This is a genomic window from Niabella beijingensis (assembly GCF_020034665.1).
Taxonomy (GTDB): domain Bacteria; phylum Bacteroidota; class Bacteroidia; order Chitinophagales; family Chitinophagaceae; genus Niabella; species Niabella beijingensis.
Genome location: NZ_JAIQDI010000001.1, coordinates 2811850 through 2826697, shown reverse-complemented (window position 1 = coordinate 2826697; position 14848 = coordinate 2811850). Strand labels below are relative to the sequence as shown.

Annotated in this window: 16 protein-coding genes; 9 read left to right on the top strand and 7 right to left on the bottom strand. The window is 48.6% G+C overall.

The window, feature by feature from the left end:
• Nucleotides 1-14 precede the first annotated feature (14 nt).
• Entirely contained in the window at nt 15-617 is a 603-nt protein-coding gene (locus K7B07_RS11795; RefSeq protein WP_223709835.1) for an adenylate kinase, read from the bottom strand.
• Between the two features lie 150 nt (nt 618-767).
• Between K7B07_RS11795 and msrB the strand changes: the two genes are divergently transcribed.
• Entirely contained in the window at nt 768-1325 is a 558-nt protein-coding gene (gene msrB / locus K7B07_RS11790) for a peptide-methionine (R)-S-oxide reductase MsrB (protein ID WP_223709834.1), read from the top strand.
• A gap of 91 nt (nt 1326-1416) precedes the next feature.
• The gene (locus tag K7B07_RS11785) at nt 1417-2418 is read left to right on the top strand and encodes an SRPBCC family protein (RefSeq protein WP_223709832.1); all 1002 of its coding nucleotides are present in this window, start codon (nt 1417-1419) and stop codon (nt 2416-2418) included.
• On the opposite strand, the gene K7B07_RS11780 is transcribed toward K7B07_RS11785, so the two are convergent.
• The 3 genes from K7B07_RS11780 to K7B07_RS11770 form a co-directional block, all read right to left on the bottom strand.
• The gene (locus K7B07_RS11780) at nt 2399-5098 is read right to left on the bottom strand and encodes an alpha-L-rhamnosidase (RefSeq protein WP_223709830.1); all 2700 of its coding nucleotides are present in this window, start codon (nt 5096-5098) and stop codon (nt 2399-2401) included. The genes K7B07_RS11785 and K7B07_RS11780 overlap by 20 nt on opposite strands.
• A gap of 89 nt (nt 5099-5187) precedes the next feature.
• Complete coding sequence (obgE, locus tag K7B07_RS11775; protein ID WP_223709828.1) at nt 5188-6201, bottom strand: GTPase ObgE; 1014 nt, start codon at nt 6199-6201, stop codon at nt 5188-5190.
• Between the two features lie 99 nt (nt 6202-6300).
• Complete coding sequence (locus K7B07_RS11770; protein WP_223709826.1) at nt 6301-6732, bottom strand: SET domain-containing protein; 432 nt, start codon at nt 6730-6732, stop codon at nt 6301-6303.
• 357 nt (nt 6733-7089) lie between these two features.
• Between K7B07_RS11770 and pnuC the strand changes: the two genes are divergently transcribed.
• Entirely contained in the window at nt 7090-7689 is a 600-nt protein-coding gene (gene pnuC, locus K7B07_RS11765) for a nicotinamide riboside transporter PnuC (protein ID WP_223709824.1), read from the top strand.
• Nucleotides 7686-8765, top strand: a complete 1080-nt coding sequence (locus K7B07_RS11760; protein ID WP_223709821.1) for an acyl-CoA dehydrogenase family protein — start codon at nt 7686-7688, stop codon at nt 8763-8765. The genes pnuC and K7B07_RS11760 overlap by 4 nt, the downstream gene beginning before the upstream one ends.
• 62 nt (nt 8766-8827) lie before the next feature.
• On the opposite strand, the gene K7B07_RS11755 is transcribed toward K7B07_RS11760, so the two are convergent.
• Entirely contained in the window at nt 8828-9016 is a 189-nt protein-coding gene (locus K7B07_RS11755; protein ID WP_223709820.1) for a hypothetical protein, read from the bottom strand.
• Between the two features lie 185 nt (nt 9017-9201).
• Between K7B07_RS11755 and K7B07_RS11750 the strand changes: the two genes are divergently transcribed.
• The 4 genes from K7B07_RS11750 to K7B07_RS11735 are packed head-to-tail and all read left to right on the top strand — an operon-like array spanning nt 9202 to nt 11618.
• A complete protein-coding gene (locus K7B07_RS11750) occupies nt 9202-9762 on the top strand; it encodes a thioredoxin family protein (protein WP_223709818.1) in 561 nt (186 codons plus the stop codon).
• Nucleotides 9763-9804: 42 nt separating this feature from the next.
• Entirely contained in the window at nt 9805-10395 is a 591-nt protein-coding gene (locus K7B07_RS11745; protein ID WP_223709816.1) for an acyl carrier protein phosphodiesterase, read from the top strand.
• Nucleotides 10396-10406: 11 nt separating this feature from the next.
• The gene (locus tag K7B07_RS11740) at nt 10407-10967 is read left to right on the top strand and encodes a DUF2911 domain-containing protein (RefSeq protein WP_223709814.1); all 561 of its coding nucleotides are present in this window, start codon (nt 10407-10409) and stop codon (nt 10965-10967) included.
• 9 nt (nt 10968-10976) lie between these two features.
• Nucleotides 10977-11618: a DUF2911 domain-containing protein gene (locus K7B07_RS11735; protein WP_223709812.1), complete on the top strand. Its 642-nt coding sequence runs from the start codon at nt 10977-10979 to the stop codon at nt 11616-11618.
• 49 nt (nt 11619-11667) lie between these two features.
• Here K7B07_RS11735 and K7B07_RS11730 read toward each other — a convergent pair whose 3' ends face one another.
• Nucleotides 11668-12117 (bottom strand): hypothetical protein, encoded by a 450-nt coding sequence (locus K7B07_RS11730; protein WP_223709810.1) that lies wholly within the window; start codon nt 12115-12117, stop codon nt 11668-11670.
• A 690-nt stretch (nt 12118-12807) separates the two neighbouring features.
• Nucleotides 12808-13257, bottom strand: coding sequence for a hypothetical protein (locus tag K7B07_RS11725; protein WP_223709808.1), 450 nt, complete (start codon nt 13255-13257; stop codon nt 12808-12810).
• Between the two features lie 422 nt (nt 13258-13679).
• Here K7B07_RS11725 and K7B07_RS11720 point away from each other — a divergent pair, with 422 nt between their 5' ends.
• Nucleotides 13680-14819 carry a cystathionine gamma-synthase gene (locus K7B07_RS11720; RefSeq protein ID WP_262903503.1) on the top strand — a complete coding sequence of 380 codons (1140 nt, stop codon included), beginning with the start codon at nt 13680-13682 and terminating at the stop codon, nt 14817-14819.
• Nucleotides 14820-14848: the final 29 nt, after the last annotated feature.

The window sequence follows — 14848 nt, the reverse complement described above, 5'->3', positions numbered from 1 at the left end:
CCGGACCTTTTTCTTTATTCAAATGCTTCCTGTTGTTGCCGGTCCAGCGTTTTGTCGATCTGCTCGCTCAATGCAGCGGAGATCTCTTCCACAGAACCCTCACCGGGAATCGCTTTAAATTTATGCTGTGCCTTATAATGATCTGCAACCGGTGCTGTTTCGTTCTGGTAAACAGAAAAACGGTTGCGGATAACCGCCTCGTCCGTATCATCAGAACGCCCGGAGGTTTTGCCTCTTTCCAGCAGGCGTTTTACCAGTTCTTCTTCCGATACCTCCAGCGCCAGTACGTTGTGGATGGTGGTTCGTTTCAGCTCCAGCAGCTTGTCCAGCGCCTTTGCCTGGTTCGCCGTACGTGGAAAACCATCGAATAAAAAGCCTTTGGCGTCTCTGTGCTGCTCCAGGCTGTTGTCGATCATGCCGATCACCACTTCATCGGGCACCAGCTGACCTTTATCAATAAAATTCTTTGCTTCAATTCCCAGGGGTGTTTTTTCAGCGATTTCCGAACGGAGCAGGTTGCCTGTAGACAGGTGTACCAATCCATATTTTTCGACTAACCGGTCGGATTGAGTTCCTTTTCCGCTTCCCGGAGGTCCAAACAATATTAAATTAAACATTTACGCTTTTCTTTTAAAGTGATGCCAACAAATATAGCAAAGCTTAGGCAAAAACAACATTTTTAGGATATTTATTAAAAATTGTTTAAAGCAGCGCTTTCGGTCACCGGAACTTTTTCAGCGGTATCTTTGTTCTTTATAAAAGTCGCTATGAAATATTTACCGGTATTATTATTTACTATCAGTGTGTTATTTCAGCATTGCGGCTATTCTCAATCCAAACCCGGCAAGCCGGACTCAACAAATATGAAAAAAGAGAATAACCCGGTCTACTCCCGCACCGACAGCTCAAAAGTGAACCTGTCGGAAGACGAATGGAAAAAGGCACTGCCCGAAGAAGTGTATTATATCGCCCGGCAAAAAGGAACCGAACGCCCCTGGAGCAGCAAATACGAAACATCCAAAGAAATAGGCACCTATTATTGTGCTGCCTGTGGTAATCCCCTGTTTAAGAGCGATACCAAGTTTGAAAGCGGCTGCGGCTGGCCCAGCTTTTATCAGCCCATCAGCAAAACCAGCGTCATTTACCTGGAAGACCGTTCGCATGGAATGGTAAGAACAGAAGTGGAATGCGGACGCTGTAAAGCGCACCTCGGACATGTGTTTGAAGACGGTCCGCCACCCACAGGGCTGCGCTACTGTATCAACGGGGTGATCCTCGATTTTGAAAAAGCAAAGAAAGCGGAAGAAGACTATAAAAAGCAATAACAACCGCCGGAATCCCTTCTCCAAAGTTTACATCCGCTGAAAATGCAACCACAACGGGTTAGTGGTTATTTTTGTGCGTAAAAACACGCGCATGAAATTTATCAGAAGCCTTCTGTTGTTCCTGGTTTTTGTGGTCATTTCCCTGTTTGCACTTTCCTTTCTTGCTCCGGAAAAGCAGGAAGTGGTAAAATCCATTGTGATCAATGCCCCTGTAAAAAAAGTGTACGACCAGATGATATTGCTGCAAAACTTCAACAACTGGTCCGTGTGGGGGCGGTCCGACTCCTCCATCCGTTATACCACCAACCAGTTACCGGACGGACAGGTAGGAACAACCGTAATGTGGGAAGGCAATGCCTTATTATCAGGAAAAGGCAAGATAGCGCTGACCGGGCTCCTGCCGGAAAAACAGATCATGCATCACATCAGCCTCCTGGAACCCCAGAAGCTGGAAGCCGACTCCAGGTTTGATCTTGCCTCACAAAACGGCGCCACTACCGTTACCTGGACTTTCACCATCCCTTCAAAAAAGCCCTGGAATGTATTCAACCTGTTTTACAGTCTTGAAAAAGAAAAAGGCGGGGAGTTTGAACGAGGGTTGCAGGCGTTGAAACTGATCATTGAGAAATCGCCGGTCCGGGACAGGAACGCGCCCGGGGTCACCACCGGCTACATTCAGCTGACCAACTATGTGGCGATTAAGCAACGGGTGCTCTGGGCGGATCTGCCCAGCTTTTTTACCACGCATTTCCGTCACCTGGAGCATTATACATTAAAAGACAGCGCCACCTCATTATGGCGTACCGGCCTTTTTTATAAGAGGGATGAAAAGGAACTGCAAAGCGACGTGGCGGCGGCCATCGAGATCCCCGCAGGATTTCATCCACAGCTGCAAACACCCGAAGAACTGATCAGTGTGCCGGCATCAAAAATCGTCGAAGTCAGATTCAAAGGCGATCAGGTCATAAAAGACCTGGCCTATAAAACGCTGGACGATTACGTGGCAGAAAAGCAGCTGAAGATAAAAATGCCGGTAATGGAGCAATACAATACCAAGGACTCTACAACACGTATTATTTACCTGGCAGACTAAACCGGTATTTACCCGAACCGGCTTCCACCTTCAGATAGCCATCTTCGGCGCCGAGCGTCCGGATCTCTTTCACAGCAGGCAACGGCTTACCGGATTCGGTGACCGCCGCAACATCCGTAGCCGGGAGGTAGATGGTGGCAGTTGTGTTTGCAGGCACTTCCACCTCCATCAATATATTGCCGCCCTCCACCTTCCAGCCTGCGGCTGTAGTACCATAATAGGTTTTTAAAGTGGCCGATGCATTTTTGAAATTACCACCGATATGGGGTTTTACTTTTATATGTTTGTAACCCGCACCGTCCTCTTCGGTATCCAGTCCCACCATTTTCCGGTACATCCAGTCGCCGATAGCCCCGTAGGCATAATGGTTATAGGAGTTCATCGACGGTGTCTGAAAACTGCCATCCGGCTTGATGCCATCCCAGCGCTCCCATATAGTAGTGGCGCCCATCTTTACAGGATAAAGCCAGGAGGGATAGGTTTCCTGCAATAATAATTTGTAAGCAAGATCGGTATAACCGAAACGGGTCAGCACATGACACAGATAGGGCGTGCCCAGGAAACCGGTTGTAAGATGGTTGCCATAGCTTTTAATATTTTCAGCCAGCCGCTCTGCCGCCTGTTTTCTCAAAGATTCGGGCAGCATGTCAAAATGAAGTGCCAGCACATAGGCCGTTTGGGTACTGGAAACCAGCCTGCCGGAAGGTGTCATGTATTCCTTTACAAAAGCCTCCTTTATCTCCTTCAGCAACCGGCCATAAGCTTCGGCATCTTCACGGTTGCCAAGCACCGTTGCCGCATTAATAAGCAGCTGAACCGAATGCGCATAAAAGCATTGGGCGATCAGATATTTGTCGGTAACCGCAGAGCGGCCGTCGTTATCATCCCCCGGCCGGTAAAACAGCCAGTCTCCAAAATGAAATCCCGTATTCCACAGGTTGTCCTTTGTGGTTTTGCGTATGCTTTCCACATAGTTTTTCATGCTGTTGTACTGGGTGGCCAGGGCACGTTTATCGCCATAGGCCAGGTACATCTCCCAGGGAATGATGGTGGCCACATCGGCCCAGCCGGCGCTGTTGGCGCCGTTGCCCAGGATATTGGGGATCACAAAAGGCACCCGCCCGTCGATCTGATCGGCTTCAACATCGCGGAGCCATTTGGTAAAAAAGTTATTCACGCCCATGTTAAAGGACGCCGTACGGAAAAAGGCCTGCGCGTCACCCGTCCAGCCCAGCCGCTCATCCCGCTGCGGGCAATCGGTAGGTACATCCAGGAAATTGCCTTTTTGCCCCCACTGGATATTATGCTGCAACTGGTTGATGAGCTGGTTGGAGGTGGTAAAGGTTCCTGTAGGTTCCATGGCTGAATAAAAGGCCACTGCTTCAAACTGGTCGGGACTGACCGTTCCGGGATAACCTTCCACCTTTACATACCGGAAACCCTGCCAGGTAAAATGCGGATAAAAGGTCTCTGTATCCCCACCCTTTAATATATAGGTATTCTTTGCCTTCGCCGAGCGCAGGTTTTCGGTATAAAAATTTCCGGCCTTGTCCAGTACTTCAGCATGGTACAGGGATACCGAATCGCCGGCATTCCCTTTTACTTTTACACGCACCCATCCCACGAGGTTCTGTCCGAAGTCGAGGACCGTTTCCCCTGCCGGTGTCTTCAGCACTTTCACCGGTTTAAAGACCTCATGCGCTTCGATCATCTCATTATAAGTGGCCAGCAGGTTCCCTTTATCAAAGGCCTCGGTTTTTACGGGCGACCAGTTGCCCTCATCGTATCCTGCAAGCATCCAGCCGGTCTTATCTTTCCGGGCGTCGATGGTTTCACCATTGTAGATCTCGGAATAAACAATGGCCCCGGTGGCTGATTTCCAGGATCCGTCTGAAACGACCAGCTCCTTTGTTCCGTCGGCATATTCAATATCCAGCTGCAACAGCAGCGCAATATCTTTTCCATAAAAATTATGATGATTGGCAAACCCGATGGTGCCCCTGTACCAGCCGCTTCCCAGGGTCACCCCGAGAGCATTCCTGCCTGCCTTCAGCAAACCAGTCGCGTCATAGGTCTGATACTGTAATCGCTTTTTATAGGAAGTCCATCCCGGAGTGAAATGTGCATCGCCTACCCGGTTGCCGTTTATTGCCGCCTCATACATGCCGTGCGCCGTTATATACGCGGTAGCCCGGGTGATCTTTTTTGTAATGTTGAATTCCCTGCGCATCAGCGGACTTGGCCGTAACACCGAATCTTCCGGATAACCCGGTGTGATCCATTCCGCTTTCCAGTCGGATGGCTGCAGCAATGCCATCTGAAAAAAAGCCGGACGGCTCCATGCCGATCCCTTTCCGTTGTTGTCCCAGACCCGCACCTGCCACTGGTATTTTTCACCGCTTTTGAGCGCCGGTCCTTTATAAGTAACATGCACCGAGGAATCGGAGGCCACTTTTCCGCTGTTCCATACATTGGTATTCTTTTGCAACAACCGGATCTCATAGGCGGTTTGCATCACGTTGCGCTTATCATTTTCCAGCTGCCAGCTAAAACGGGGCTGTATCACATCCAGACCAACCGGATCGATGCGATTCTCTATACGCAGGTTCCTGACTTCGGATTGTGCGGTTACGGTAAGGGAACATACCAGGGCAGCAACTGCCAGTAATTTCTTGTTCATGAGCAAGCTGTGTAATTGTTTATCAACAACATCGTTGCTCCGAAAATACAATTAAATGTCTGGCGAACTGTCCTGCACAGTCCTGAAAGCTAAGCACTTTCAGGTTCCGGCGCGGTATTCAATATTTCCCAGAGTTTGTCTTTTAGCTGGGTAAGCCCCTGCTGGGCCACTGATGAAATAAACAGGTGGGGTATATGTTCCGGCATTTCTGCGCTGATGGCCGCTTTCAGCTCATCATCCAGCATATCGCTTTTGGAAATAGCAATTAAAAACTGTTTATGTAACAATTCGGGATTGTATTGTTCCAGTTCGCTCATCAGCACCTCAAATTCTTTGCGATGGTCATCACTGTCGGCGGGGATCAGGAACAACAAAACCGGGTTGCGTTCTATATGTCTCAGAAAACGGTGGCCCAGTCCGCGACCCTCGGCCGCGCCTTCAATAATGCCGGGCATATCGGCCATACAAAAGCTGCGTCCGTCGCGGTATTCCACGATACCCAGGTTAGGTGTCAGTGTTGTAAAAGCATAGTTGCCAATTTTAGGTTTTGCAGCGCTTACCACAGAAAGCAGGGTTGATTTACCGGCATTGGGAAAGCCCACCAGCCCTACATCAGCAAGCACTTTCAGTTCCAGTACCTTCCAGCCTTCAAGACCCGGCAAACCCGGTTGTGCATATTCCGGTGCCTGGTTAGTGGGAGTAGCAAAATTGGCATTGCCCAATCCGCCTTTTCCGCCTGGCATCCAGATCAACTCCTGGCCGTCTTCCAGGATCTCGGCTTCTTTTTCACCGGTTTCTTCATCCAGGGCAATGGTTCCAAGCGGCACTTCGATCACCACATCCTTTCCGCTGCGTCCTGTTTTATTATTATCACCTCCGTTTTCACCGTTCTCCGCCAGTATGTTTTTAAAATACCGCAGGTGCAGTAAGGTCCACAGATTGCGGTTACCTCTTAAAATAATATGAGCCCCTCTTCCTCCGTCGCCGCCATCCGGCCCGCCTTTGGAAGTAAATTTATCCCGCAAAAAATGCTTGATGCCCGCACCGCCATGTCCGCTGCGGCAAAATATCCTGATCTGGTCTACAAAGTTGCTTTTTTCCATTATCCTGCAAACAAAGATAACAGCATTCCCTTAGATGTGCTCAATGAAAATGCCCGGTCATTGATGCCGGGCAGGATATCTTTTGCTTAAAAAAACAGTTTATCTTTTTGTTTTTTCCTGTTCCCGGTCGATGCGGATGTTTTCCTTTACCTGTTTCCAGTACTGGGGTCCATAGGATACCAGTATCTCCCCGCCGGCAGGAATATCGGTTTTTGCTTTCAGGAACACACGGGCACCTTCTTCCACATACTCCGTATTATTGCGGATGCCTTTCACCCGCTCCAGTCCTGCCGCATCATTGGCATAACGGCCAAATGAAGACAGGTCATTCCTGGCGTCGATCACCGTTTCGTCATCAATATGAAAAATGTATCCGTTGTCTGCATCATCCGCCACATCTTTCCAGGGAACGACATGCCCTGTATACTCTGTAACGATCTCATTTTTAGCAATTGCTACTTTGGTAAATAAGCCCTTGCCGGCATTGGGAAGGGTGGAAATTTTCACGAATAAACGCTTGGACGACGGCATGTAAAAAAATTAAGCGGAGCGAATATATTACAAATCACAACCAAAGTATAAAACAAGGTAAAAATTATTTTCGGCCCCCGGCATACGCTAAAGCCATACCGCTCCTGATGCTCCGGCAGGGCCGCCATACCCCTTTTATAACCTGCATTCCCCGTCCGCTCTCCATGCTGCCGGCTCCGGTTCATTCTTTTTACTTACCTTCACGCCCGAATGGGGTGCCTTTGCCGTTACACGGCATGAAATCAGGGCTGAGAATATACCCATTGAAACCATTCAGGGTTTCAGGAACCTGATCCGGGTAATGCCGGCGTAGGAAACAGCAGTCGCTCTGCCTGACCCTGTATTTATTTTATTGATATGGCAAACTGGGTCTCCGTTTTTCTTGAGGAATTAAAAAATATCAGCATACTGGAATGGGTAGGGGTAGCATTTGGTGTAGCACAGGTATTACTAGCCAAAGCCAATAAGGTGGCGCTTTACCCAACCGGCATCATCGCCGTTCTCATCAGCATTTATATATTTATAACAGCCGGACTGTATGCCGAAAGTATTTTGAACCTGTACTACCTGGTCATGAGTATCTACGGATGGTGGTTCTGGGTCTTTAAAAGAACGGCGGCGCCCCTGCCCATTACCCAGGCTGCAAAAAGCGACTGGAGGACGACCCTGATGATTGTTCTGGGCGGATTTGTTCTCCTGTACCTGGCGCTCCGGTATTGCACCGATTCTACCGTGCCTGTAATGGATGCTTTTGTAAGCGCTACGGCCTGGGCCGGAATGTGGCTACTGGCAAAACGCAAACTGGAGAACTGGGTCCTGCTAAACATCAGCAATGCCGTAGCAATCCCCCTTTTATTTTATAAACAGCTTCCGCTTTATGCCCTGCTCACCGTTTTCCTGTTTGTTGTTGCGGTGTTCGGCTTTTTTGAATGGAAGCGCATACTGGAAAAAAAATGATCGACCCGCAAACCGCAGCCACACTGGCTTTATTTGCAGAAAACGCCGACCGGCAGGCGCGGCTCACACCGGAGCAACTGGATATTATTTACCGGGAAAAATGGTTCCGGCTCTTTGTACCGGCCTCCCAGAACGGACTGGAATTATCCCTGCCGGAGGGCCTGAGAATAGAGGAAGCACTGGCAAAAATTGATGGCAGCCTGGGCTGGACCGTTACGCTTTGCAGCGGTGCCACCCAGTTCACCGGCTATTTATCCCCGGAACTTACCAGGTCTGTTTTTAAAGATGATACCGTTTGTTTTGGCGGCAGCGGCGCACTCTCGGGCATAGCAAAGGAAACGGCCGGTGGTTACCGCATCAATGGTTCCTGGAAATATGCTACCGGCGCGCCTTACTGCACCCACTTTACCGCAAACTGCAAAATTGAAAAAGACGGGAAGCTACTGGTGAATACGGAGGGAGTACCGGTTTACAGATCCTTCTTATTCCAACGGTCTGAGGTCACCATCGTTGACGACTGGGATACGATGGGCTTAAAGGCCACTGCCAGTCAGCGTTTCAGCATCGCCGGGCTGGAAGTGCCACGGGAACGGAGTTTTACCATACACCCGTCGGCAGCGATCCTTCCCGGAGCGGTTTACAGGTATCCGTTCTTACAGTTTGCAGAGGCCACACTGGCGGTGAATACCCTTGGGATGGCCCGCCATTTTCTGGAAGAATTTGAAGAACTGATCCGGCAAAAAACAACTCCTGCCGGCCCGGATTCAGCTGGGGTACTCCTGCAGCAAAAATGGCAGCAGGCAACAGCCACCCTGCAATTCCTGCGAAACCGGTTCTATACCGCCGTGGACGATTCCTGGAGCCGTCTCACCACACAGGGAGCGATCCCCGCGCCGGTACTGGACCAGGTTTCAAAACAGAGCCGGCTGCTGGCCCGCCGGTCAAGAAAGATCGTGGCCGATCTTTTTCCGTACTGCGGTGTGAGCGCCACAGCGAACGGCACCACACTGAACCGTATTTTCCGGGATGTCTTCACCGCCAGTCAGCACCTGTTGCTCAACTTCGAGACCCCATAAAAAAAAGGCCCCGTTAAACGGTGCCTTTCCGGCATAGTAAAAAGGACTTTGTTTGTACGAGCTTAAGACGCGGACGTTGCATCGGTCTGACCTGCCTGCTTTTTTAAGTTGGCAAGGCCGCCTTTTAGCTTGTTTCCAAGGTCGGATACTTTATTTTTTACGTTCGATTTTTGCTCCGGGCTCATTTTGTACCAGGCTGCCGCAGCAGCCAGGCCAAGCGCCAGAAGGCCGTTTCTTGTATTCTTGTTCATTTCCGAATATGTTTTTAAATAGTTAATGAATACAGATTCATCTCAAAAAACTATGCCACAGTTCCGGCTACTGATCCGATCCGGAACAAATTGCTGTTAAATTATTCGGAAACCTTTTGCTAAATTAAATGTTTTTATAGGCACCGGACGTCAAATCCGGCATAAACTATCAAAAAACGTGTCAAATGATGAATTTCCAGGAGTACCGTACTGTTTTCAATACCATCCTTACTGCCGAAAAGCCGGAACCACCCTACGATAATGCAGACTATCTGCAGTATACAAAAATGAACTGGTCGCGTATGAACCGCTGGCTCAAACAACAACCGGTTCTGGAAAAAACAAAGGAGCTCATGGCTTCCATCAGTAATAAACAGCAATGGATCGTGATTACCGAGCCCTGGTGCGGCGATGCGGCCCACATTGTACCCATCCTGTACCTGATGAGCACCCTGAACAGCAGGATCGACTTTAAACTACAACTTCGGGACACCGGTTCTGAAATAGCCCGGTATCTTACCAATGGCACCCGCTCCATCCCGATATTAATTGTGCGGGACGAAACCGGGCAGGACCTTTTTCACTGGGGGCCGAGACCCGCAGCCGCCAAAGAAGTGTATGAATCGCTGAAGGAAAGAAAGGCTGGTTTTGAAGAAATGAAGATCGCACTTCAACAGGTATACAACAACGATAAAAGCATCGGTATCCAGGAGGAAGTAAGCGCCTTGCTCGCCCGGCACCGTTAACCGTTTTATAAACCTGTTTCCTATTATTGTTACATTTGCAGCATGAATTTCCTGGCACATGCATATCTTTCATTCGATAATGAAGATGTTCTTGTGGGCAATATGATCAGCGATTTTGTGAAGGGCAACCGGCAACTGGATTACCCACCCGGGATCAGGGCCGGCATCCTGCTACACCGGATGATCGATACCTTTACCGATGAACATCCGGTCACGATAGCCGCCAAGCAGGTATTCAGAGCTACATACCGTCTTTACAGCGGGGCCTTTATGGATGTGGTATACGATTACTTTCTGGCAACCGATAAAACGGAATTCTCTCCGGAAAGTCTGCACCGTTTTGCCCGTAATACGTATGAAACACTGGAACGCTATACGGCATTGCTTCCCGAAAATTTCCGGCAGCTGTTTTATTACATGAAACAACAGGACTGGTTATATAACTACCGGGAACCCTGGGGTATTTATAAAAGTTTCGCCGGCCTGGTACGCCGCGCAGCTTATTTGAACGACAGCCGGCCGGCAGAAAAAATATTCGAGGCACACAGGGAACCCCTTGGCGATTCGTATCGTCTTTTCTGGGCCGACCTGAAACCCTTTGCGGCCGCCCGGTTTGCCACTCTTATAAATTAAAAAAGAACATCATGTTAAAATATATCGCAACAGTTTTTACAGCACTTTTCTTCAGTCTCGCAGCTAAAAGCCAGTCCTGGGTGCCGGTGGATAAATCGCCGATGGACCAGATCTACTACCCCATCGACTATCCTTCAAAAAAGATCCGGGGCGTTAATGAACCGCTGCGGATGCGTGTCATCTACAGCCGGCCCGCAAAAAGTAACCGGAAGGTCTTTAATTCCGATATCGTCCCTTATGGAAAAGTGTGGCGCGTGGGTGCCAATGAAGCCACCGAAGTCAACTTTTTTACACCGGCCACCATCAATGGTAAAAAAGTAGCCGCCGGCCGGTATACGCTTTACTGCATCCCTGATGAAAAAGAGTGGACCTTTATCGTTAACAAAGACACGGATGCCTGGGGCGCCTTTAATTATGATGCGGCAAAGGATGTATTGCGGACCTCCGTGGCCGTGGAAGAGCTTAAAGCCCCCGTGGAATTCCTGACCATTGATTTTGAAAAAAGCGGATCAACCGTTAACTTGGTGGTCGAATGGGATCAGAAAAAAGCATCCCTGCCTATAAATTTTTAATTGCATCGAATGAACTGTATGAAGGGAGGATGGGTCCTGCTTGCCGGTATCGTATTGCTTATTGCCTGTAATCAGAAACCAGAAAACAAAACCACGCCACAGGTGCCTGTTGTGGATGCACCGCGGGTGGCACAACCGGTCAACACCAACAACCCGTATGAGGCGGTGGATGTATCCCCCCTGGATATGAGTTATTTCCCCGTACATTATCCATTGCATAAAATGAGTGGCACTGCTACGGAAAAACCGGTAATGCGTGTTATCTATAGCCGGCCACATCTTCAGGGACGCGCTTTGTTTGGTTCCGTGCTTAAATATGATCAGCCCTGGCGGATGGGGGCGAATGAAGCCACCGAACTGGATGTGTTCCGGCCCGTTTTTCTCAATAACAAAAAAATTGAGCCGGGCCGTTATACGCTTTACAGCATCCCGCACGAAGAAAGCTGGACCATCGTCCTTAACAACAACCTGGATACCTGGGGACTTCAGCAGGATAGCACCCAGGATCTTTTGCGGGTGGAAGTCCCTTCCACCGGTAACAATCCCATGGTGGAGTACTTTACCATGGTTTTTAAAAAAACACCCCAGGGCGCTGATCTGCTGATTGCCTGGGAACGTATTCTGGTGCGACTTCCTTTTATTATAAAATAAAAATGGAGCGGTTTAAAACCACTCCATTCAACAGGATTACCGGAATTTATTATTTGTCGCCTCTTTTATATTTTGCTGTCTGTTGCACGGTACCGCTGTCGTCAACCGTTACTTTATACAAATTACGGCTGTCGCGTATAACAACATGATAAGTGGTCCCCTCGTTATTGGTGATCTCTGTTACACCATAAACCTCCTTACCCTCGTAATTCTTTTTGATCTTGTACAGAACTGCTGATGGCAGATTGCTTTCTTTATAATAGCGGATGGTGCGGATAAGGACACCGTTGTTGTCGATCATTGCACGGGTGGATACCGCATCGGAGCGGAAGCTGGCTTCACTGTAATGAGCAGTAGTGCTCCATTGTACATCCTGGGCTTCAGTAAACACCTGGTTAAATGTTTTCAATACTTTTTCATTAACTGTGGGATCTGCAGGAACGGCGGCCATTGCGTTTAAACCTAAAGAAAGAGCAGCGGTAAGAATAAAGAGTTTCATTTTTTAAAGTTTTATGCCTGGTAACAGGCGGTTTAAATTATTTATTTGATTTGTTAGATCAAAAATAGCAGCTGCAGCAGCGTTTGACAAGGGCCAAATGGCAGAACCACCGTAAAATGGGGGTGAACGGCAGATTTGTTCCGGTGAAAAACAGCGGTTATTTTTCACCGCCAAACTTATCTGTTCAAAGCAACGGATCTTCCGGAACGCCGTGCTCATTTCCTGCGTATATACAGATCCACGCGGGACCCTGAAATAGATCCCGGAACATCCCGATGAATCGCATAAGCTTCAAGATAAAAAGCCTTTATCCGGCTGGAAGGTCGGGCAGATCAGCATTCCATTACAGTTTATCAAATAAAAACAGGCGCAGCGCGCTGCTCAGCCTTGTAACCCGGAGTGTCTGACGCTATTCCCGGTGCGCTGCAGCCTTTTAATGGCAAACATCCGCCCGACGCATATGCGATTCATCGGGACAGGATAATCGCTTCAGGGTAACTCAGCAGGCTTATCAGAATCAAAAAGAAAATTCAGGTATCCTTCTCTGGGTTTGTGATCCGGGTTCCGCCAGTTATGCCGTTGTGTCTTCCAAAAATAAAAAGGTAACGATTCCTTATAAAAAAAAAGGGAGAGAACAAGAATGTTCCACTCCGTATTATACATGAGAAATGTTAGGGTTGAGAAGAGGGATCAGATATCGCCCCTCTTGTATTTAGCCGTCTGCATAAGGCTTCCGTTATTGTCGGCAGTAACATTATAAATGCTACGCTGATCACGGATCACTACATGATAGCTGGTTCCTTCACCATTGGTTACCTCGGTAATACCATAGATCTCCTTTCCATCATACTTCTTCTTCAGCTTGTAGAGAATATTTGCAGGCAGGTTATTTTCTTTGTAATAGCGGATCGTACGGATCAGTATCCCATTGTTATCGATCACCGCGCGGGTAGATACAGAACCGGAACGAAAGCTCGCTTCATTGTATTTCTCGGTAATATTCCATTGTACGTTCTGTGCATTCGTGAACACTTCATGGAAGGTCTTCAGCACTTTTTCATTGATCGTGGGGTTTGTGCTAACAGCAGCCGATGCATTCAAGCCCAGGGAAACAATGGCGGCAAGAATAAAGAGTTTCATTTTTAAAAGTTTTATGCCTGACAGGCGGTTTAAAATTTTTTATTGGTTTGTTGATTCAAAAGTAGTATCAGATAGTATGCTGTTACAAGCGGTTTGTGGCAGAACACCAAAGAAATGGGGTGAATGGCGGATTTCTCCGGGTAAAAACTCCAATCTTCTCTGATAACAACTCATAATTCTTATTTTGGTGACCCTTCCGGATCAATAAACGCGTTATATATATAAATCGCAACACCACCAGATATGTTACAGTCTGCATTTAAAAAAAATGTTAAGTCTTTCTTAATGTAGGCAGAGCGCCCGATTACGAACGTTCCGTAGTATTTTGAAAAAATCGTGAAACACTACTGCACTGTTTCACGGTGGTGTTTACCGTTTCACCCCCCTCAATGCCTACCTTTGTGCCTCTTAAAATGACGATTATGAAGTTAGATACAAAGATCATCCATGCGGGAGTGGAACCGGACCCCTCAACAGGGGCAATTATGACCCCCATTTTTCAAACATCCACCTTTGTTCAATCCGGCCCAAATCAGCACCAGGGTTATGATTATTCCAGAGCAGGAAACCCCACACGTACCGCCCTTGAACGGTCGCTGGCGGCACTGGAAAATGCGAACCATGGACTGGCCTTCAGCAGCGGTGTGGCGGCGACGGAAACGGTGATCAAGCTCTTAAAACCCGGAGATGAAGTGATTGCTGCAAATGACATGTATGGCGGCACTTACCGGTTGTTTTCCAGGATCTGGGAAGACTTTGGTATCAAATTCATTTACACGGATACCACCCGGGTGGAGCAGGTGGCCAGCGCGGTGACCGAACGGACAAAACTGATCTGGATCGAAACCCCCACCAACCCGCTGATGAATGTAACGGATATTGCTGCTGTGGCCGCCTTATCCAAAAAGGCTGGGGCGCTGCTTTGTGTGGACAATACCTTTGCGTCCCCTTACCTGCAGAATCCCATGGATCTCGGGGCCGATATTGTCATGCATTCTGCTACCAAGTACCTCGGCGGACACAGTGATGTGGTAATGGGAACGCTGATGTTTAATAGTGATGAGCTTCGCGAACGTTTGTTCTTTATCCAGAAAAGCAGCGGGGCCGTTCCCGGCCCGATGGATTGCTTCCTGGTGCTGCGCGGTATCAAGACGCTTCATGTACGCCTGCAGCGTCATTGCGAGAACGGCAGAAAGGTTGCCGCCTTCCTCGCAGCCAACAGCAAGGTTCATAAAGTATACTGGTGCGGTTTTGAAAATCATCCCGGCTTTGCCGTTGCCAAAAACCAGATGCGCGATTTTGGCGGAATGATGAGCTTTGAATTGAAGGACGATTCAATGGAGGCTGCAACAAAAGTGCTTACCTCCACAAAAGTGTTCGCACTGGCAGAAAGCCTTGGCGGGGTCGAATCACTGATCAATCATCCGGCAACCATGACACATGCTTCCATTCCCCGGGAAGAACGCATCAAAAACGGCCTGAACGATTCCCTTATCCGGCTGAGCGTTGGTATCGAAGACGCAGACGATCTGATCGAAGACCTGAAACAGGCTATCGGCTGACGCAACTGCGGTCCGAAACATTTGCCGGC